The sequence below is a fragment of the Paraburkholderia sp. BL6669N2 genome (assembly GCF_003387275.1).
Classification (GTDB): domain Bacteria; phylum Pseudomonadota; class Gammaproteobacteria; order Burkholderiales; family Burkholderiaceae; genus Paraburkholderia.
In genome coordinates this window covers 4,696,605-4,717,052 of the sequence record NZ_QUNA01000001.1, presented here as the reverse complement: position 1 = coordinate 4,717,052, position 20,448 = coordinate 4,696,605, and the positions used below count along the sequence as shown (strand labels likewise).

Below are 20,448 nucleotides of genomic sequence, written 5' to 3'. Positions count from 1 at the left end.
GATGGTCGACATCGTCGATAGCGCGACGCGCAGCCGGATGATGTCCGGCATTCGCGGCCGCAACACCAAACCGGAAATTCTGATCCGCAGCCTGCTGCATCGACAGGGCTTTCGCTTCCGGCTGGATGCGCGCGATCTGCCCGGACGCCCGGACATCGTCTTACCGCGCTACCGCGCCGTGGTGTTGGTGCACGGCTGCTTCTGGCACGGCCACGACTGTCATCTTTTCAAATGGCCGCAAACGCGGCCGGAATTCTGGCGCGACAAGATCGGCCGCAATCGCAGCAACGACGACAAGGTTTGCGCGGCGCTGCTCGCCAGCGGCTGGCGCGTCGCGGTGGTATGGGAATGCGCTTTGCGTGGCGCCAATCGCGATATCGAAGGTGTCTTGCAGCGGCTCGTCGAGTGGCTGAAGAGCGACGCGCCGAGCTTCGAGGAACGCGGCTGAAAGCCGCTTGTAGTCCGCCCGGCCCGCACGAATCTTCAGGCCGCTGGTGATACACTCGATTGGCTAACTCGGGGTACTTCCGCACGGCGCCCTGCCCTGCAAACCGGCCGCAAGACCGCACGCCCCGACCATCCCAGAACCACTCAAGAAGGGAGGCACACCATGGCAGATTTCCGTCTCTGGTCCGACGAATTTCCCACCAACGGCTTCATGCCGAAAGCCCACGAATATCACGACAAGGCGTTCGGCGTGGACGGCGAGAACATCTCGCCTGCGTTGCATTGGGAGGCGCCGCCCCCGACACGCAAAGCTTCGCGCTCACCGTTCACGATCCCGACGCGCCCACCGGCAGCGGGTTCTGGCACTGGGTCGTGGTGAATATTCCGGGCGACGCCCGTTCGCTGCCGCGCAACGCCGGCAAGGCGGACGGCTCGCTGCTGCCGCAAGGCGCGCTGCAGGTGCGCAACGACTACGGCACGGTCGGCTTCGGCGGCGCCGCGCCGCCGCGGGGCGACAAGGCGCATCGCTACATCTTCCGTCTGCATGCGCTGCGCGTGCCGAGTCTGCCGATCAACGCGGACACCACCAACGCGGTGGCGCGCTTCATGACGCATCTGAACGAACTCGACTCGACCACTCACACCGGCCTGTACGAACTCAAATAACGCGGGAGACGCGCTGGCCGGCGCGCTCAGGCTGCGCCGGTCGGCTCCTTGAAAGCGGCACGCGGCGCGCGCGAGCGGCGAACCGCCCCCCTACAACTCGAACAATCGATGCAAGCACAACCACCGCGCAAGGATGGCGCCGACGGCACCATCGCCGCCGAAGCGGCCGACACCCTCGCCCTCGACACATCGCTGCGCAAGGACACCGAACAAGGTTTGCCGATTCCGCAGCGCTACTGGGCGATGCTGGTTATCGCGCTCTCCCTCACACTCGCGGTGCTCGACAGCGCGATTGCCAACGTGGCGCTGCCGACTATCGCGCGCAACCTGCACGCCAGCGCGGCCGGCTCGATCTGGGTCGTCAACGCCTATCAGCTCGCGATCACAATCTCGCTGTTGCCGCTCGCCTCGCTCGGCGACCGCATCGGCTATCGGCGCATTTATCTGGCCGGGCTGATCCTGTTCACGGTGGCGTCGTTCGGTTGCGCGTTGTCGACTTCGCTGCCGACTCTCGCGCTCGCTCGCGTGATTCAAGGCTTCGGCGCGGCCGGCATCATGAGCGTGAATACGGCGCTGGTGCGCATGATCTATCCGCCCGCGCAACTCGGACGCGGCGTCTCCATCAACGCGATGGTGGTCGCGGTGTCGTCGGCGGTGGGACCGACCGTGGCCTCCGGCGTGCTCGCGGTAGCCTCATGGCCGTGGCTGTTCGCGATCAACGTGCCGATCGGCATCGCGGCGATCGTCGGCGGCTTCAAGGCGCTGCCGATGAACCCCGGCCACGAATCGCCGTACGACTATTTGAGCGCGGTGATGAACGCGTTCGTCTTCGGCCTGCTGATTTTCGCCGTTGACGGACTCGGCCACGGCGAGGGATTCGGCTACGTCGCGCTGGAAGCGCTCGGCGCGCTGGTGATCGGCTATTTCTTCGTGCGCCGTCAGCTGACGCAGCCCGCACCCTTGCTGCCTATCGATTTGCTCAGGATTCCCATCTTCGCGCTCTCGATCGGCACGTCGGTCTGTTCGTTCTGCGCGCAGATGCTCGCCTTCGTGTCGCTGCCGTTCATGCTGCAGGACTCGCTGGGTTTGTCGCAGGTGGAAACCGGTCTGCTCATGACGCCGTGGCCTGCCGTGATCATCATCGCGGCGCCGATTGCGGGCGTACTGTCAGACAAGGTGTCGTCGGGATGGCTGGGCGGCGTCGGACTTGCCGCGATGACGGCCGGGTTGCTGCTGCTCGCCACACTTGGCGCGCATCCGGACGCCATGCAAATCGCCTGGCGCATGGCCTTGTGCGGCGCCGGCTTCGGCATCTTCCAGTCGCCGAACAATCGCACCATGCTGTCCGCCGCGCCGCGCGAGCGCAGCGGCGGCGCGAGCGGCATGCTCGGCACCGCGCGCCTGACCGGCCAGACGCTCGGCGCGGCGCTGGTCGCGCTGATCTTCGGCATCGCGCCACAGCATGGACCGACCATCGCGCTCTACGTGGCCGCGTGCTTTTCGGCGGTCGCCGCGGTGATCAGCACGATGCGCGTCATGCACCGTGCCAATGTGCAGCCGGCCTGACTGAGTTCAGCGCAAGGGATTTTTTTCAGCCGCACAAATGCAAAAAGGGCGTGGCTCACGTTGTGCGAGCCACGCCCTGCGCTTCTACTTTTACACCGCCAATCAGATGACGTGACCAGCACGCGCGGCTCTCACGCTAGCCGCGCGACCGTTACTCCGGCAACGACGACGCGGTCACGTCAGCGCGCTTTACCGCTTTGGCCGCCACGGACGATGCCGTCGCGACGTTGCGCAAATCCGCGAGGAAGGTATCGCGCCACACCGACAGATTGTTCTCGCGCATTGGCGCCATCATGTCGGCATGCCGTGCCTGACGCTCGGCGAGCGGCATGGAGAGCGCGCGTTCCAGCGCCTCGGCCATTTGCGACAGATCGAACGGATTGACGACGAGTGCGCCAGGCAACTGCTCGGCCGCGCCGGCAAACTGCGACAGTACCAATACGCCCGGGTCAGCCGGATCCTGTGACGCCACGTACTCCTTTGCGACGAGATTCATACCGTCGCGCAACGGCGTCACATAGCCGACCTGCGACTGGCGGAAGAGCGCCATCAGCAGATTGCGCTCGTATTTGCGGTTCAGGTACTGGATGGGCGTCCAGTCGAGCTGCGCAAAGCGACCGTTGATGCGGCCCGCTTCGCCCTCGAGCGTCTGTCGAATCCGCTGGTAGGTCGTGACGTCGGCGCGCGTCGGCGGCGCGATCTGCACGAGCGACACGCGACCGTGCCAACCCGGGGCGTTCAGCAACAACCGCTCGAACGCCTGGAAGCGCTCCACCAGACCCTTCGAATAATCGAGGCGGTCGACGCTCATGATCAGCTTGCGTCCGCGCATGCCATCGCGCAGGCTGCGCACCGGCTTACGGTCGGTGAACTGCTCGGCGGCCTTCGCGATCGCGTCCGGATAGATCCCGATCGGATACGCGCCCACCTTCAGGAAACGGTTATACGCGTGCACCATGCCGTCTTCGCTCGAGGTGCCGTGCTGGCCGCGCTCGATAAAGTCGACGAACGACTGGCGATCCGCATCGGTCTGGAAGCCGATGACGTCGTAGCTGCACATGGCCTTGACCAACTCTTCGTGCGGCGGAATCGTGCGCAGCACTTCCGGCACCGGAAACGGAATATGCAGGAAGAAGCCGATCGGATTCTTCACGCCGAGTTCGCGCAGGCAGCGCGCGAACGGCAGCAGATGATAGTCGTGAACCCAGATGATGTCGTCGGGCTTGAGCAGCGCCTTGAGCTGCTTGGCCAGCGTCGCGTTGACGCGTTGATAGCCCGCGTATTCCTGCCGGTCGTAGCGCGACAGGTCATTGCGATAGTGGAACGTCGGCCACAGCGTCGCATTGGAAAAACCGCGGTAATACTGGTCGTAGTCGCGCTTGGTCAGGCCCACCGTCGCGTACGTCACATTGCCTTGTTTTTCTATCACCGGAGCGCTGGGCTCACTCACCGTCTCGCCGCTCCAGCCGAACCAGACCCCGCCGCTTTCCTTCAGCGCGTCCAGCACGCCGATAGCGAGACCGCCCGCTGCGGGACGGCCTTCCTGAGTCGGCGCGACACGATTCGATACCACGATCAGTCTGCTCATTGGTGCTCCACCTAGTCAGTTGTTTCGTTGCATACGGATATGTGTCGAAAAGATGCACGCAAGTCGCGTGCCGTTTTCAACAATCGCAGGAATAAAAATGTATGCAAATGTGACGGACGAGTAAAAACACGCGACGCCGCCCGGCCGCGAAGAAATTTTTTCTGCTTTGTATGACGAAACCGGAAGGCCTCTTACCGGCCGTCAATCGGCTCAGGCGTCCTGTTCCGAGCCGAGGTCGCGCTGATACTCGATCCCTTCCTGACGAACGCCGCCCTGGTTGTGCTCGCCGTCCGGCGGCGCATCGGGCGCGACGCGGTTCTGCCCTGCCGGATCGTGCAATTCAGGCGGACTCTCCTTGGTGCCGGCCGGCCGGGAGTCGCGCTTCGAATGGCGCGCTGAACGTCGCAATGCCGGATGTCTCATGATCCACGCCTCCACGGGAAGCCCGCCGCCAGATTGGCGGCACCAATACAGTCTAGGGGCCGTGACGGTAAATTGCCGGTAAAAGATGCGCCCGCTTTGTAACAAATACATAAATTCGGCGCGCCATACTGCGGCGCAACCGAAGAACGTGTCAGAGTTGCATACGTGGCGGCTGCGACGCCTGACGTTGACCGGCTTGTGGCGTTTGGGTCGGCTGCGGCGGCGGATCGCCGATCGGCGGAGCGACAGGCTCGATCGGTTCGATCGGTTGCGGACTGGGATCGGGACTGGGACCTGGAACCGGAATGGTGTCGGGTTCGCCGGGACTCGGCGGCGCAATCGGAGGCGGCGACGGCGGCTCGATCGGCTCGGGCCGATGAGCGTGAATCGGCAGGCGAAGCGCGGGGGCGGCAGCGTAGTCCGGCATATTATTTATCCTCGTTTGCGTTCCACTGGCTCGCAGCAAGGCTTGTGCCGTCACGGATGCGCCCCCGGCTGGTTGCACCGGCTGGTTGCGCCGGATGTGTCAGCGGCGCTGGCGGCGTTAAGCGTCCGCGCCGCCCAATGCGCGCGACTCGTCGGCGGCGTCGCCGTCTTCACGCGCGTCGTTGCCGTATTCGACGAGGCGGTTATACAGCGTCTTCAAGCTGATGCCGAGAATCTCAGCGGCCCGCGTCTTCACGCCGCCGCACTGCTCGAGCGTGGCCAGGATCAGTTGACGATCCGCTTCGGCGAGCGACGTGCCGAATGGAATCGTGATCGCCGTACCGGCCGCGGGCTTCGACAGCGTGATCTGCAGCGGCACCGTCGCCGTGCTGTCCGAATCCGTACCGGACATGATGTGCGCGCGCTGCACGTAGTTCTTCAATTCGCGCACATTGCCCGGCCACGGATAGGACATCAGCATGTCCTTCACGGCTGCGGGGAAATGCTTCTTCGTGCTGTGGCGTTCGTTGAGTTCGTCAAGGAAAGCCTGGGCCAGCAGTTCCACATCCTTGCCCCGCTCGCGCAACGGCGGCAGGCTGATCGGAAACACGTTTAACCGGTGGTACAAGTCGAGCCGCAGCTTGCCTTCCAGCACGGCCTGCTCGGGATCGCGGTTGGTCGCCGCAATCAGGCGCACGTCCGTTTCGATTTCCTTGGTCGTACCGACCCGCATGAACATGCCGGTTTCGAGCACGCGCAACAGCTTCACCTGCAACTCGATCGGCATCTCGGTGATTTCGTCGAGGAACAGCGTGCCGCCGTTCGCCCGCTCGAAATAGCCCTTGTGCTGACGATCCGCGCCGGTGAACGAGCCGCGCTCGTGGCCGAACATTTCCGATTCGATCAGGTTCGGCGAAATCGCGCCGCAATTCACAGCGAGGAACGCGTGCTTGCGACGCAAGCTGAGCTGGTGCAGCGTCTGCGCGGCGACTTCCTTGCCGGTGCCCGACTCGCCCACCAGCATGACCGAGGCCGCCGTCGGCGCGACGCGGCCGATCTGGTCGTACACCTCCTGCATGGCCGGCGAATTGCCGAGCATCAGACCGAAGCGGCCCATGCGGCGCAGTTCCCCGCGCAACGTGCCGATTTCCGCCTTCAGGTCGCCGGCGCGCGGCAAGCGCGAGAGAATCGCCTTGACGCGCTGCATGTTGATCGGCTTGACCAGATAATCGGTGGCGCCCATCTTTAGCGCGTTGACGGCCGACTCCACCGTGGCATGGCCGGTAATCACGATCACTTCCACGCCGGAGCGCGGATCCAGATCTTCGAACAGGTCGACCCCGCTGCCGTCCGGCAGCTTCAGGTCCGTAAAAACGACGTCCGGCATCTGCCGGACCAGTTGAATGCGCGCTTCGCGCAAATCGCCCGCGGTGGCGGTGGTCAGGCCATCTTCCCCGATGATGGCGGAAAGTGCCTCGCGGGTACCGGCATCGTCATCGACAATCAGTACATGTGGCATCGCGTCTCGAAAGCCTGCAAGCGTGGGTGTGGGAAAACATGCAAAGGCGCATGTTGAAATGCGTGCCGCCGACCTGTCGCCTGGCCGTTGCCGCGGGCGCTAATGTGAGCGCCCACCAACTCCAACCCAACATGCCAAGCCGAACGACTTGATTCAATCTTGCAACAATATGAGGGCAAACCCACCCGCCCAAACCGTCATTGTTGTTTATTTACCTATTATACGGCTTTACAGAGACAAATTAGCAATGCATACCGGGCGCCGCCGTCCCTGCGGCGAGCCGGCAATGCAGTGCGGACAAGTGGCTCAACTACGCGGGAACGGCCAAGGGCCGCCATTGCCGTTCGGGTAAGCGGAGCCGTTGGCGCCATGCGCGCTCGGGCTTGCGCTACCCGCCGTGGTCGCCTGATTGGACGTCGGCGCCGCGACCGTACCGCCCTCGTTTTCCCAACGGTTCAACTCGCGCGCCACCGGGATTTGCGCGGCGCGGTTGCGCTGCTGCACGTAGCGCACTGCCAGAAAACCGCCGAGCGCCATCAGTGCGCCGAAGATGCCGATCTTGGGTCGTGCCATCGTGAACTCCTTGTCGTCATGAAGCGGATTAAAACTGTGAAGCGCCTTAGCGCGCAGTGAGCACGCCGAGCACAAAGCCGACGCCCGCGGCAATGCCGATCGAACGCCACGGGTTATGCCGCACGTAGCGTTCGGTATTGATGGTGGCGGCTCGATAACGCCGCTGCGCGTTCTGCTGCGCGTCGCCAAGCGCCGATTGCAGCGTCTCGACGTGCGTGCCGAGTTTGTCGCGCAACGCGCCGACGCCTTCGCCCGGCACATTGGCGGCAAGGCGCAGCATTTCTTCCGAGTCCTTCAGCAGCACTCGCAGATCCTCGACAATCTTCTGGCCGCCGAGTGCAAGCTGTTGCGTGGTGTCAGTCATCATTCACTCCTGGTCTGAGTTCGGCGTTGCGTGTGCGTTCCGGCGAGTGCGCATAACGCTGCAAATTGGCGAATGCCGATCGCCGCCGTCGCGCAACATATGCCATGCGATCGCATGAAAAAGCACACGCGTGTCGGATCGGTGTCGCAAACGCCGTGCCCGGTAAGTTCGCCTTGCTCGTAGCAAGCAAACCCCGAGCCGGGCACTTTCGACCGATCTGGCGCCACGCAGTTTTCCAACCCTCAGATCGTTTGCCGAAAACGGTGCCAAAGTGGTTAAATCAACGTTTGAGAGATAGCGGCCTCGCTGGTTAATCTCGTTCCAGGCCTGCGCGCCGTAACAACACATTCATTTGCACAGGACCCCCGTTTATGGCGTCAATCGACCTCGCCTCGCCCACCGTCACCGGCGGAGGCAATGCTTCGGCAATGGCGAAGCAGCGCGTCGCGGACGGCATCGTGGGACTCAAATCGTACGGCTTGCTGTATGGCTCGTCGCCGGTAATGCTGGATCTATACCAGCAGATCGAGCGCGTCGCGGGCACTGACGCGACCGCGCTGATCATCGGCGAATCGGGCACCGGCAAGGAGCTGATCGCCCGCACGATTCACGATCAAAGCAACCGCAGGGATGCACCGTTCGTCGCGGTGAATTGCGGCGCGATTCCCGACGAACTCATCGAAGCCGAACTGTTCGGCCACGAGAAAGGCAGCTTCACAGGCGCGGTCCAGGGCCGCGTCGGCTACTTCGAACACGCGAACGGCGGCACGCTGTTCCTCGACGAAATTACCGAGATGGCGCCGGTGCGCCAGGTCAAGCTGCTGCGCGCGCTGGAAACCGGCACCTTCTATCGGGTCGGCGGCAACGACCTGATCAGCGGCAACGTGCGCGTGATCGCCGCGACCAATCGCGACCCCGCGGTGGCCGTCAAGGAAAACGGTCTGCGTGAAGACCTCATGTACCGGCTCGCGGTTTTTCCGCTGCGCGCGCCGCCGCTGCGCGAGCGCGAGAACGACCGCGAACTGCTCGCGCAACACTTCCTCGCGCTGCTGAATCAGCAGGAAGGCACGAGCAAAAGTTTCAGCAAGCGCTCGATCGAAACGCTGCGCACCTGGTCATGGCCGGGCAACGTGCGCGAGTTGAAGAACGCGGTCTATCGCGCATTCATTCTTGCGGAAAAGATCGTGGAGTTGCCGCATCCGCATCTCGCGTCGCGCGTGAAAAAGCCGACGACGCAGGGCGACGCGATGAGCGTATGGATCGGCACACCGCTCGCCGACGCGCAAAAGCAGATCATTCTCGGCACGCTCAAATATTGCGGCGGCGACAAACGGCGCGCGGCCAAAGCGCTCGGCGTGAGTCTGAAAACCTTGTACAACCGCTTGAGCGCTTACGGCGACGAAAGCGCCGAAGAAGACCCCGACCAATAAACTATGCCGCGGCACTCATGGAGTGAAGCGGCGTGAGTGCGTGCCTCGCGTGCCGGAGTGATCGAGTGCGCGCGAGCTTCAGCGGCTGGCCAACCGCTGCAAGCAAGCGTGCTTCGTGCGTCTTGAAAAGCAAACCAAATCCGTTCGCACCGCCAATCAAAATGGGTTCTGCCCAAACAGAAACCCTTTTGTCTCGCACCATCTTTTGCAATTGCTTGCATTTTCCCTCTGCCAATTACAAATAGCATCCTGCAAAATGCGGCACACGCATTGCTAGGTGGGGAACGCGTGTTGCTCGTTCGCGTAACGGTTGTCGAGCGCGAATGAAAGGCACTTGCAGGAGCAGAGACAGGGAAATGCAAAAAAGTATGGTGTGGGCCGAATGGGCAAAAAGAACAGCCGGGCGCGGACGTCCCAATGCAACGGCGCTCGTCGCTCTAGCCGTGGTGATCTCGTCGGCGCTGAGCGGCTGTAGCTCGCTCTATTCAGAAGGCGCGACCGCCGGCGCCGGTATCGCAGGCGCCGCGCTCGCGGCGAAAGTCACCAGCAACGCGGCCGTCGCGACCGGCATCGGTCTTGGCGCAGTGGCCGCGGCGCGTGCGGGCGTCCAGTACTCGGAGCGCGTGGTTCACAAGAATACGCAGGACGGCATCGCAAAAATCGCCGGGCCGCTCGACGTCGGCGCAATCGCCCCGTGGAGTGTGACCCATTCCATGCCGATCGAAGACGACGAGCACGGCCGCGTTACTGTCAGCCGCACAATCAGCGCGGGCGCGCTCGACTGCAAGGAAATCGTCTTCTCAGTCGATCAGACCGCCACCAAGAACGTGCCGGCAAGCAGCGCGTTTTACGTGGCATCGATTTGCCGCGACGGCGACAACTGGAAATGGGCGTCGGCCGAACCCGCTACCGAACGTTGGGGCGCGTTGCAATGACGGCGCGTTCGCATACGGCTGCCTTCACGGCGCGCCGCCCTCGCCTCGCCGCCTGGTCCGGCAGCCGGCTGCGGCTGGTGCTGGCCGGCGCGCTGTGCGTCGGCGCAAGTGTGCTGACGAGCGGCTGCTCGTCGGTCGGCGCGGCGAGCGGCGCGGCAGCGGGCGTCGCGTCCGGGCTGGTGACATCCAATCCGGCCATCGCCATCGGTGTCGGCATTGCCGTGCAGGCTGCGACCGACGAGGCCGTCGGCCGCTACATGCGCGTCATGCACACCGATCAGCAGAACATGATCGCCGCATTGGCGGGCGCCATGCCGGTGGGCGAGACACGGCCGTGGGCGGTCAAGCACACGTTGCCAATCGAGAATGGCCACGGCCAGGTGCGCGTGACGCGCGCGTTCGGCTCGGCCCTCGCGCTCTGCAAGGAATTCGTCTTCTCGGTACAGGACGGCGACGGACCGAGCGCGCATGAGGACTGGTATACGGCGAGCGCGTGTCAGCAGGACAAGGGCTGGAAGTGGGCGTCCGCGGAACCGGCCGTCACGCGCTGGGGCAGTCTGCAATAACTGCGCGGCAATGAAAAAACGGCAGGGTCGCCCCTGCCGTTTTTGCTTCGAACCGGCCTCACGCGTCTTGATCGACTCAAACGCGCAACGCGGGCGCGCTCAAGACTCCACGTCTTCCAGACTGAAGATTTCGGTCTGGTCGTTGTACGAGAAGATCTCGCCATAACGGCCCCAGTTGATGACCGCGTCGAGCGTCTCTTCCGCGGCGCTGTCCGACAGAAAATCCTCCAGCTCCTGCTCGAAGCGCACGCGCGGCGCGCGATGCCCCGGCCGTTCGTTGAGCACCGTCTTGATTCGAGCGGCGAGCGGCACGTGACGCAGCAGATGTTCGGCGAACATCATCTTGCGTTCCTGAGTGCCGAACTCGGAGAACACGCGCGCGGGCGGCGTCAGGAAAATGTCGCCTTCGCGGATATCCGCGAAACCGAGATGCTGCAGCACTTCAGCGACCGGGAACAGATCGTCGACCTCGAGGTGCAGCGAGCGCGCGATTTCCGGCATGTCCGCGCGGCCGTGGTACGGCGCGGCGGCCAGCGTTTCGATCAGACCGGCCATCAGGTTGGTGGACACATGCGGCAGCCAGCTGTGCAGCTCAAGGCCCTTCCTGGTCTTTTCGTCAGTTTGACGCGCGGTCATCTTCGCGTAGATGTCGTCCACCAGCTTGCGGAACGCCGGATCGAGACGGTTGCGCGGATGCTTGAACGGCACCTTGATCTCGGCGATCACGCGGCCCGGATTCGACGACAACACCAGAATGCGGTCGCACATGAACACCGCTTCCTCGATGTTGTGCGTGACGATCAGCACGGCCTTGATCGGCATGCGACCTTGCGTCCACAGATCGAGCAGGTCGGTACGCAGGGTTTCGGCGGTCAGCACGTCGAGCGCGGAAAACGGCTCGTCCATCAGCAGCAGCGTGGGATCGACCACCAGTGCGCGGGCAAATCCGACGCGCTGGCGCATACCGCCCGACAGTTCGCGCGGATAGGCGTTTTCGAAACCATCCAGACCGATCAGGTCGATCGCCGCCAGCGCGCGCGTACGCCGTTCGCTCGCGCCGACGCCTTGCGCTTCGAGACCCGCTTCCACGTTTTGCAGCACGGTCAGCCAGGGGAACAGCGCGAACGTCTGGAACACCATCGCGACACCCTTGGCGGGGCCGTCGAGCGGCTTGCCCATATAGGTGACTTCGCCGTCGGTCGGCTCGATCAGACCGGCGATGATGCGCAACAGTGTCGACTTGCCCGAGCCCGAACGGCCCAGCAATCCCACGATCTCGCCTTCGCGCAGCGACAGGTTTGCGTCGTCGAGGACGAGCAGTTCGCCCTGCGACTTGTTGAACCCGCGGCACACGTCCTTGACGCGCAGGATCTCTTCGCCGAGGCGCGGCGGCTTCGGCGGAATCTGGATCGGCGCGGCGGTCATAGCAGCTTTAGGATTTTGCATCGCGTTTTGCCTTTATTTCTTCAATCGAGCCGGAGCTTGGCTTCGGCGTAGGCGTACATCGGACGCCACAGCAGGCGGTTGAACAGAGTCACGAACAGGGACATCACGGCGATACCCACGATGATCTTCGGATAATCGCCCGCGGCGGTGGACTGCGCGATATAGGCGCCGAGTCCGTGCGCGGCCACCTTGGTGTCGCCCCACTGCACGAATTCCGCGACGATGCTCGCATTCCACGCGCCGCCCGACGCAGTGATCGCGCCGGTGACGTAGTACGGGAAAATGCCCGGCAGAATCGCCTGGCGCCACCATTGCCAGCCGCGAATGTGGAAGTTCTTGGCCGCCTCGCGATAGTCGTTCGGATACGAGGTCGCGCCGGCAATCACGTTGAACAGGATATACCACTGCGTGCCGAGCACGATCAGCGGCGACAACCAGATGTCCGGGTTCAGATGAAAGCGCACGATCGCGATCACGAACACCGGGAACAGCAGATTGGCCGGGAACGCGGCGAGGAACTGCGCGAGCGGCTGGATCTTCTCGGCAAGCGCCGGGCGTAAGCCGATCAGCACACCCACCGGCACCCAGATCACGGAGGCGATTGCGATCAGCACCACCACCCGCAGCAGCGTGATCAGCCCGAGCACGAACACGTGCCAGACTTCGTCCAGCGACACGCCCGTGCGCACATAGATCACGACGCGATACACCACGTAGACGGTCGTGAGCAGCACCAGCGCTGCCCACACGATATCGCCGACGCGCGAACTCTTCTGCATCTGCGGAATCTGGAAGCGCGGCCCCTGGAACGCCGGCAGCCGGAACGGCACGCGCGCGGCCTTGGCGAACATCCAGCCGAGCGGCACCAACAAGCGGTGGATCAGGCGGGTGCGGCGGATCAGATCGAGCAGCCACGATTCCGGCGCGTCGCCCGAACTGGTGTTTTCCATGCGGAACTTGTCGGCCCACGCGACGAGCGGGCGGAACAGCAACTGGTCGTAGGCGAGAATCACGACGGTCATGGCGAGGATCACCCAGCCGATCGCGTGCAGGTTCTTATCCGAGATCGCCTGCGCGAGATAGGCGCCGATGCCCGGCAGGATGATCGTTCTGTTGCCGACCGTGATCGCCTCCGAGGCGACCACGAAGAACCAGCCGCCCGACATCGACATCATCATGTTCCAGATGAGGCCCGGCATCGAGAACGGGACTTCCAGCTTCCAGAAACGCTGCCATGAAGTCAGGTGAAAGCCGCGCGAGACTTCGTCCAGATCGCGCGGCACCGTGCGCAGCGACTGATAGAAGCTGAACGTCATGTTCCACGCCTGGCTCGTGAAGATGGCGAAGATCGCCGCGAGTTCGGCGCCGAGCACGCGGCCTGGAAACAGCGCCAGGAAGAAGGTGACCGTAAACGAAATGTAGCCCAGCACCGGCACCGACTGCAGGATGTCGAGAATCGGCACCAGCACGAGGCCGGCGCGGCGGCTTTTGGCGGCCAGCGTGCCATACACCAGCGTAAAGATCAGCGAGGCGACCATGGCCGCGAGCATGCGCAGCGTGGTGCGCATCGCATATTCGGGCAGGTTGGCCGGATCGAGCGAGATGGCTTGAGTCTTGAGCGTCGACATGGGCGCCAAGGTCTCGTGAAAGCCGATCGCCGCCATGGCGATCAAACAGATGATCAGCGGGAAGGCGACGAAGTCCCAGCGATTGGGCAGCACCCGCCATGCCGATGCATTGGCGGTGCGCTTCAGATTGAAGCTGAAGTCCATCAGAGACCCTCCCCGACGAACCAGGCGTTCAAGCCTAGCAAGGAGGACGCGGCTTCGGCGCGGCGATCTGAAGGTCGGTCCGGAAAGCGGAAATCAGGCATGGCAAAACGCGTATGCGCGGTAAATCGTTAGCGTTGGAGACACGTGAACCGGTGACGAATGTGCCGTGGACGAGCCGCCCAGGACCTCAACCGTCAAGCCAGACTCCTGTCGCCGCAGGCGCCGCCTGTAAGGGCTGGCGAGCTTTCCTTGTTTTGGACGGCACGACACTACACCATCCTATGTTTCAGGCACAACCTTTCGCGGCAAATAGCGATAAATAGCGGAGAACCTGCTTTCACCGCCCTTTAAGTCAGCATGCGCCGACCCTGCTGCCGATCTTTTATCGGGGCGCACCGGCCACATCGTCGACCCTCGCGGGGCTGCCTCGATGGCCTGGAACTCACCGGACAAACCCGAACAACCGTCAAGAATCCGGCCGGGCTGCCGTTAAGAACCCGATGGACGCGGTGGACGCACTTCGCATTCCCGCAATAACGGTGGCGTCTGGCCCCATGACGGTTAAAATCAGAAGACGACGCCTGTTATCGGTTTATCCCGGGCCACAGCGACGGCGTATTGCCGACCGCTTCCACAGCGGTGAAACCGCGCGAGCGCGCTGCCACGAATGAGCTAGTTGCATGCCACAGCCAGACGGATCAGAGGGTCGATGAACAGGACAACCTTGCGCCAGGCAGCCGGACCGGTCAGCTTCATGCTGATCGTCCTGGTTTGCTGGTTCGTGGCCGGCATGGTTGCGGACCGGATGGTACAGCAAGAGCTGGACGCAGCCCTGCGTGCGCAGCGGCAGATGTCCACCTCGATCGTGGACAACATGGCGGAGGTGATCGCCAGCGACCTTGCGATGTCTCGCGCCATCCCCGCCACCATGGCCGAAATGGACGTGGTCCAGCGCGCTCTGGTGCAATCCCAGAATTATGCCGTGAAGAGTGGAGTGACGGAACCCGTCCTGCGCGCCGCCTTGCTCAAAGACGCGCAGATGAACGCCGTGAGCAACTTCCTGCACGACGCGCAAGGCTTCTCCGGGCTCGACCAGATCTGGCTCGTCAACGCCAACGGAGTCTGCGTCGCCTCGAGCAACTCCATCGACAATCCGCTCGCGGCCGAGCGCTCTTTCGTCGGCACCGACATGCGGGTGCGCGGCTATCTGACGAACGCGCTGCTCGGCGCGTTCTCCGAAGCCTATGGCGTCGGCCGCTCGAGCGGCGAGCCCGGCATCTTCATTGCCGCGCCCGCATACGCGGACGGCCTGCTGGTCGGCGTGGTCGTCGCGAAGGTCGGCATCGCGCGGCTGCGCCACTGGGTCGCGCACGCCGGCACCTTCGTCGCCGACGACAACGGCGTCATCATCATGGCGCACAACAGCGAGCTCGAAGGCCGCGCACTGCCGAACTCACGCGTCACGCGCATGACGCCGGCCGAGCGCAAGATCACGTATCTGCGCGACACGATTCCCGACATCCAGATCAGCGTGGACTCGCAAGTACGCGAACAGGCGCCGTGGGTGCCGTCCGCCGTGGCTGGGCAACTATTCGGCATGCCCGAGCGACCCATGCCGTCGCTCTATCAGACGCGCGGCGGTCTGAACTCGGGACTGTCGGCGCATCTGGTCGATCCGCTCGTGGCCTGGCCGGAACTGCTGCGCAATCACAAGCGCGATCATTTGCTGGTGTTTCTGACGCTGGCCGGCACGGTCGCGCTGGCGTGGGTGATCACGGTGTCGTATGTGCGCGAGCGGCGCCACCATCGCGCCACGCGCGATCTCGCTGAACAATTGCAATCCGCCAACACGCTGCTGTCGGCCGAGGCGCGCCACGACGCGCTGACCGGCGCGCTGTCGCGGCGCTACTTTCTCGACCTGCTGCGCCATGAGATCGAACGCGCGCATGCGGGCAACGAACCGTTGTGCATGGCGATCGCCGACCTCGACCACTTCAAGCAGATCAACGACCGCTTCGGCCATGCCGCCGGCGACCGCGCGCTCGAACATTTCGTCGATACCTGCCGCGCCGAATTGCGCGGCGCCGACGCGATCGGCCGCCTGGGCGGCGAGGAGTTCGGTCTGCTGCTGCCGGCCACGGACCTGGCCGGCGGCCACGAAGTCGTCGAACGCTTGCGGCTGCGCCTGAAAGCGATACCTTCGCCGAAGTTGCCGCCTTCGGTGGGCTTGAGCGTGAGCATCGGCATTACCGAACTCTCGCCCGACGATCTGCCCGAGCGGATCATGAGCCGCGCCGACATGGCGCTCTACGCGGCGAAATCGGGCGGCCGCGACCGCACCGAGGCCTTGCCGCCCGACGACACCGCGCCGCCTACCCGCACAATGGCCAACGTCTGGTGATGCGTCCGGCTGAAGCCGGACACCGGCGGCTCAATCAGTCCGCCATCTGACGCAAGGCAAGACGCGACCTCGGGCATCTCTGACGAAGCAGGTATCATCAACCCTGATATCGAGGTTGCCGCTACCGCTTTAACGGGAGATTCGCATGAAGGGAAATTTGGTCATCGTCTGCCGCGATCAGGATGCTGACGCGTTCGACCATCTGCTGGCTGAATACGGCGCGTTCCAGACGCGCCTGTCGTCCACCGCGTGGTATCTGAAACTGGCCGTCGCGCCGGAACTGATTCAGGAGGAGATCCTGGCACGTCTGGGCAAATACACCACCCACTATATTTTCGAAGCGGAAACGGTCACGTGGAATACGGTGGATAGCGACGCGGCGAATGCGCTGAATACGTTGTTCTCGGACTAGCACACCGGTTTCCGGCCGCGCCTTCTGGATCTTGCGCTCGGATCTCAAGACGCGGCACGGACTGCCGAGCCCGCGCCGCGCACCGATTAACCCCAGGCATTCTCCGAAGTTGCCGCGGCCCGCGGCAGCACTTCGAGCGGAAAGCTCATCAAGACTCGCAAACCACGACCGCCGTGGTTGCCGATCTCCCACTCGCCACCGGCACGCCGCACCAGCCGTTCGACAATGGCAAGCCCGAGGCCGCTATGGCCGTTGCCGCCGCGCGCCGGATCGAGCCGTACGAACGGCCGGCTCGCATTGATCAGATCCTGGGCGGCGATACCGCTGCCGTTGTCGCTCACCGACAAAGTGAAGCCTTCCGCAGTACGCGCTGTGGCGACGACGACCGGCGGCGCGCCATACGCATGCGCGTTGTCGAGCAGATTCGACAGAATCCGGTCGAGTGTGGCGGCGGGCAGCAGGAACGCCGGCCCCGCGTTGAGTTCGGTCTGCACGGTGGGTGTACCGGAGGCCACCGCGCGATAGCTGCGCACGATCCGCTCGCACTGCGCGTCCACTTCGACCGCCTCGCTGCGATCGGCGCCGTCGTGGGCAAACACCAGAAACTGTTCGACGATATGCGTCATGGAATCGACGTCGCGCACCACGCCGTCGCGCATCTTCGCTTCGTCCATCATTTCGGCGCGCAGCCGCAAACGCGCGAGCGGCGTTTTCAGATCGTGCGCCACGCCCGCCAGCATGACGGCGCGGTCGTTCTCCGTGCGCGCCACTTCCTGGACCATCTGATTAAAACCGTGCGTGAGTTGACGCAACTCGCGCGGCCCGCGCTCCGGCACCGGCGGCACCGGCTGACCGCGGCCGAAACGCGCCACCGCCTGGGCGAGCGAGCGCAACGGCTGCTGCAGCGCCCAGGCGGCGAACAGCGCCGCCATCACCGCGAACGAGAAAATGATGGCAAGCCACAGCACCGTGCGGTCGAGCGAGCGCGGCGTGCGCAACGGCTGCACCGGCACGACGATCCAGCTGCGGTCGGAGGGCGCGCGCACCCATAGCGTGGGCGGGCGGCCCGGCTGACCGATGCGCACCTGCGTGCCGGACGGCATGCGATCGCGCACGTCTTCGACGAAACGTTCGAGTGGCGGCGGCATGTCCGCGACCTCCGGCGGCACTTCCGGGCTCGCCGGGTCGACCAGTTTGACGCGCGACGGCAAGGGCTGATCCGGCGTTCGGGCGACGTGCTGACGCACCGCGTCGACGAGAAAGGTGGCTTCTTCGACCGCGTAGCGTGTTTGCAGCTGACTGCGTTCGAGGCGCATGAGCGCATACCACGCGAAATGCGACAGCAGCAGCACGGCGACGACCAGCAGCGCTAGCCGCCCGAACAGCGAATCAATGGGCCGGCGCATTCTGTTCGCCGTCGGGCACGAACACGTAGCCGCGGCCGCGCACCGTTTGAATGAAGCGCGGCGTGGACGGGTCGGTTTCGAGAATGCGGCGCAGACGCCAGACCTGCACGTCGATACCGCGGTCGGTGCCGTCGTATTCCGGACCGTGCAGCAGTTCGAGCAGGCGCTCGCGCGTGAGCGTGCGCATTGGGTGATTGACGAAAATCTTCAGCAGCGCGAACTCGCTGCCCGACAACGTGAGCGGCTTGTCTTCCAGATGCAGCGTGCGCAACTGGAAGTCGAGCTTGAAGCGGCCGAAGTTGAACGGCTCGCGCTGTTCCGGCGCCGCCGCCGACGGCAGCGTGCGGCGCCGGCGCAGCACGGCCTGCACGCGCGCCAGCAGCTCGCGCGGATTGAACGGCTTGCCGAGGTAGTCGTCGGCGCCGAGTTCCAGCCCGACGATCCGGTCGACGTCGTCCGCCCGCGCCGTGAGCATGATCACGGGGATGTCGTCGCCCGACGCGCGCAGCTTGCGCAGGGCGGTGAGCCCGTCGACGCCCGGCATCATCAGGTCGAGCACGATCAAATCCGGACGCTCGCGTTCGAGCCTGCGCTCGAGCGAGCCCGCGTCGTGCAGCACCGAAACCTCGATGCCCTGGCGGGCCAGATAGTCGCGGAGCAGATCGCGCAATTCGACGTCGTCGTCGACAACAAGTATTTGAGTAGCCATGGGATGAAGTTTAACGCGCGACAGGAAGGGTTTTGGATTTCAAACCGGCCCCAAGGGTTACCGGGTGTTACGGTGAAAGCTGTGCGTAATCCCCCGTAACAGCCGCATCCTGCCACGTAACACAGCGGCCTGCGCAGTTCTCTACGCTCTGTCTTACCGAGTGCACGCCGTCCACTTTAACCGGTTGCATCGTCGGCTATTCCATTACAGGGAGTCTCACATGTCTACCAAAAAGATCTCGCGCGTTCTCGCCGTCGCCGCCACTGCTCTCGCCATCGGCGCGGGCGCTGCCTATGGCGCACAACCCACCGCCGACCATGGCGGCCCTGGCGGCTGGCACGGCCACTTCATGAAGGAACTGACGCAACTCCACGATCAGTTGAAGCTGAACGCGGATCAGGAAAAGCAGTGGCAGGCCGCGCTCGACACCATGAAGCTGAACCACGAAGCCATGCGCGCCAACCATGAGCAGATCAAGAACCAGTTCAAGGCCGCGCAGCAGCAGCCGATCCTGGATCTGAACGCCATGGCCGCCACGCACCAGCAGGTCGAACAGAAAGACGCGCAACTGCGTCAGCAAACCTCGGACGCGTGGCTCAAGTTCTACAACGGCCTGAACGACCAGCAAAAGACCACCGTCAGCACGGCGCTCAAACAGCGCTTTGCGAAGATGGAGTCACGTCATGAAAAGATGCGCGAGCACTGGGAGCAGCGTAAGGGTGCGGCTTCGGCGCCGGCGGCCAATCAGTAAGCGGCTCGGTGTAGATGCGCAGGCGGCTCGCGTGGCCGTCGGCCGTCTGTGCTGCTGAATGCGAAAACGCCACGGAGGCTTGCCCTCCGTGGCGTTTTTTTACTACGGCGCGACACGGTGCGCGCGGACTACCGTGATGCATGTGTGAGGCGTGCTCGTTGCGCCTTCAACTATTCCTTCAGTGAAAGCCCCACCGGGGGATAACGGCTTAGCCGTTGAGCTGCCCCAGATCGAACAGCAGCACTTCAGCGTTCTCGCCCTTCTCCAGGGTAACCGTATCCGTGTCGCTGAGCTTGGCGGCGTCCCCTGCATGGAGCGCTTTTCCATTCACCGTCAGCGCGCCGCGCGCCACGTGCACATACGCGAGGCGTCCTTTGGGCAGCGCGAACGTCGCCGTTTCTTCGCCATCGATCAGCGCCGCGTAAATCGACGCGTCCGCATGGATCGTCACCGAACCGTCGCGGCCGTCGGGCGAAGCGACCACTCGCAGGCGGCCGCGCTTGTCGGCGGCGTCGAAACGCTTTTCCTCGTAGCTCGGCTGGTCGCCCGCGCGTTGCGGAATCACCCAGATCTGCAGCAGATGCGCGGACTCGTCCTGCGACGCGTTGAACTCGCTGTGCTGCACGCCGGTCCCCGCGCTCATGCGCTGCACGTCGCCGGGACGGATCGTCGAGCCGTTGCCCATGCTGTCGCGGTGGGCCAGCGCGCCTTCGAGCACATAGGTGACGATTTCCATGTCGCGATGGCCGTGCGTGCCGAAGCCCTCGCCGCCGGCGATACGGTCTTCGTTGATGACCCGCAGCGGGCCGAAATGCACGTGCTGAGGATCGCGATAGTCGGCAAAAGAGAAGCTGTGATACGAGTCGAGCCAGCCGTGGTTGGCGTGACCGCGTTCTTCGGAGCGGCGAATCTCGAACATGGAAGGACTCCTGGTGAGTAAACAGTGATGCCGGGAATGTATGGGCACGGCCTCCACTAAACAATCCGCGCGGGTGCACCGGATCGTTTCATAAATCCGCGCAATCAGGCGTGGTGAAGGAACGCGATA

General features: G+C 64.0%; 19 protein-coding genes and 1 pseudogene. 9 read left to right on the top strand and 11 right to left on the bottom strand.

From position 1 onward, the window contains the following. Nucleotide 1 precedes the first annotated feature (1 nt). The 3 genes and pseudogenes from B0G80_RS21295 (at nt 2) to B0G80_RS21285 (ending at nt 2,679) form a co-directional block, all read left to right on the top strand. Nucleotides 2-448 carry a very short patch repair endonuclease gene (locus B0G80_RS21295; protein WP_116119296.1) on the top strand — a complete coding sequence of 149 codons (447 nt, stop codon included), beginning with the start codon at nt 2-4 and terminating at the stop codon, nt 446-448. 162 nt (nt 449-610) lie between these two features. Then, nucleotides 611-1,113, top strand: a pseudogene (locus tag B0G80_RS21290) (YbhB/YbcL family Raf kinase inhibitor-like protein). A 108-nt stretch (nt 1,114-1,221) separates the two neighbouring features. Beyond that, on the top strand, nt 1,222-2,679 hold the full coding sequence (locus B0G80_RS21285) for an MFS transporter (RefSeq protein ID WP_116119295.1): 1,458 nt from the start codon (nt 1,222-1,224) through the stop codon (nt 2,677-2,679). A 151-nt stretch (nt 2,680-2,830) separates the two neighbouring features. Here B0G80_RS21285 and otsA read toward each other — a convergent pair whose 3' ends face one another. The 6 genes from otsA to B0G80_RS21255 all read right to left on the bottom strand — a co-directional run bounded on the left by otsA (nt 2,831) and on the right by B0G80_RS21255 (nt 7,572). Then, nucleotides 2,831-4,267: an alpha,alpha-trehalose-phosphate synthase (UDP-forming) gene (gene otsA / locus B0G80_RS21280; RefSeq protein WP_116119294.1), complete on the bottom strand. Its 1,437-nt coding sequence runs from the start codon at nt 4,265-4,267 to the stop codon at nt 2,831-2,833. A 210-nt stretch (nt 4,268-4,477) separates the two neighbouring features. Further along, on the bottom strand, nt 4,478-4,690 hold the full coding sequence (locus B0G80_RS21275; protein ID WP_116119293.1) for a hypothetical protein: 213 nt from the start codon (nt 4,688-4,690) through the stop codon (nt 4,478-4,480). A 151-nt stretch (nt 4,691-4,841) separates the two neighbouring features. Next, a complete protein-coding gene (locus tag B0G80_RS21270; protein WP_116119292.1) occupies nt 4,842-5,117 on the bottom strand; it encodes a hypothetical protein in 276 nt (91 codons plus the stop codon). Nucleotides 5,118-5,234: 117 nt separating this feature from the next. Then, on the bottom strand, nt 5,235-6,635 hold the full coding sequence (locus B0G80_RS21265; protein ID WP_106280057.1) for a sigma-54 dependent transcriptional regulator: 1,401 nt from the start codon (nt 6,633-6,635) through the stop codon (nt 5,235-5,237). A 306-nt stretch (nt 6,636-6,941) separates the two neighbouring features. Next, complete coding sequence (locus tag B0G80_RS21260) at nt 6,942-7,208, bottom strand: hypothetical protein (protein ID WP_116119291.1); 267 nt, start codon at nt 7,206-7,208, stop codon at nt 6,942-6,944. A gap of 46 nt (nt 7,209-7,254) precedes the next feature. Further along, entirely contained in the window at nt 7,255-7,572 is a 318-nt protein-coding gene (locus tag B0G80_RS21255) for a YqjD family protein (RefSeq protein WP_106280054.1), read from the bottom strand. 371 nt (nt 7,573-7,943) lie between these two features. On the opposite strand from B0G80_RS21255, the gene B0G80_RS21250 reads away from it, so the two are divergent. The 3 genes from B0G80_RS21250 to B0G80_RS21240 all read left to right on the top strand — a co-directional run bounded on the left by B0G80_RS21250 (nt 7,944) and on the right by B0G80_RS21240 (nt 10,503). Beyond that, the gene (locus B0G80_RS21250; RefSeq protein ID WP_116119290.1) at nt 7,944-9,002 is read left to right on the top strand and encodes a sigma-54-dependent Fis family transcriptional regulator; all 1,059 of its coding nucleotides are present in this window, start codon (nt 7,944-7,946) and stop codon (nt 9,000-9,002) included. A gap of 356 nt (nt 9,003-9,358) precedes the next feature. After that, nucleotides 9,359-9,937, top strand: a complete 579-nt coding sequence (locus B0G80_RS21245; RefSeq protein ID WP_106280051.1) for a hypothetical protein — start codon at nt 9,359-9,361, stop codon at nt 9,935-9,937. Continuing rightward, nucleotides 9,934-10,503 (top strand): hypothetical protein, encoded by a 570-nt coding sequence (locus B0G80_RS21240; RefSeq protein WP_258878937.1) that lies wholly within the window; start codon nt 9,934-9,936, stop codon nt 10,501-10,503. The genes B0G80_RS21245 and B0G80_RS21240 overlap by 4 nt, the downstream gene beginning before the upstream one ends. Before the next feature lie 99 nt (nt 10,504-10,602). On the opposite strand, the gene B0G80_RS21235 is transcribed toward B0G80_RS21240, so the two are convergent. Both B0G80_RS21235 and B0G80_RS21230 read right to left on the bottom strand, forming a co-directional pair. Further along, nucleotides 10,603-11,949 (bottom strand): AAA-associated domain-containing protein, encoded by a 1,347-nt coding sequence (locus tag B0G80_RS21235; RefSeq protein ID WP_106280048.1) that lies wholly within the window; start codon nt 11,947-11,949, stop codon nt 10,603-10,605. Between the two features lie 20 nt (nt 11,950-11,969). Next, on the bottom strand, nt 11,970-13,721 hold the full coding sequence (locus B0G80_RS21230; RefSeq protein ID WP_106280046.1) for an ABC transporter permease subunit: 1,752 nt from the start codon (nt 13,719-13,721) through the stop codon (nt 11,970-11,972). Between the two features lie 709 nt (nt 13,722-14,430). On the opposite strand from B0G80_RS21230, the gene B0G80_RS21225 reads away from it, so the two are divergent. Together B0G80_RS21225 and B0G80_RS21220 are read left to right on the top strand one after the other, a co-directional pair. Then, on the top strand, nt 14,431-16,122 hold the full coding sequence (locus B0G80_RS21225; RefSeq protein WP_116119289.1) for a sensor domain-containing diguanylate cyclase: 1,692 nt from the start codon (nt 14,431-14,433) through the stop codon (nt 16,120-16,122). 145 nt (nt 16,123-16,267) lie between these two features. Then, nucleotides 16,268-16,534: a hypothetical protein gene (locus B0G80_RS21220; RefSeq protein WP_074763386.1), complete on the top strand. Its 267-nt coding sequence runs from the start codon at nt 16,268-16,270 to the stop codon at nt 16,532-16,534. A gap of 86 nt (nt 16,535-16,620) precedes the next feature. On the opposite strand, the gene B0G80_RS21215 is transcribed toward B0G80_RS21220, so the two are convergent. Then, a complete protein-coding gene (locus B0G80_RS21215) occupies nt 16,621-17,940 on the bottom strand; it encodes an ATP-binding protein (protein ID WP_106280042.1) in 1,320 nt (439 codons plus the stop codon). Further along, nucleotides 17,924-18,649: a response regulator gene (locus B0G80_RS21210; RefSeq protein WP_116119288.1), complete on the bottom strand. Its 726-nt coding sequence runs from the start codon at nt 18,647-18,649 to the stop codon at nt 17,924-17,926. The genes B0G80_RS21215 and B0G80_RS21210 overlap by 17 nt, the downstream gene beginning before the upstream one ends. Before the next feature lie 220 nt (nt 18,650-18,869). Here B0G80_RS21210 and B0G80_RS21205 point away from each other — a divergent pair, with 220 nt between their 5' ends. After that, entirely contained in the window at nt 18,870-19,400 is a 531-nt protein-coding gene (locus B0G80_RS21205) for a periplasmic heavy metal sensor (protein ID WP_116119287.1), read from the top strand. A 208-nt stretch (nt 19,401-19,608) separates the two neighbouring features. Here B0G80_RS21205 and B0G80_RS21200 read toward each other — a convergent pair whose 3' ends face one another. Then, nucleotides 19,609-20,319, bottom strand: coding sequence for a pirin family protein (locus B0G80_RS21200; RefSeq protein ID WP_116119286.1), 711 nt, complete (start codon nt 20,317-20,319; stop codon nt 19,609-19,611). Nucleotides 20,320-20,448: the final 129 nt, after the last annotated feature.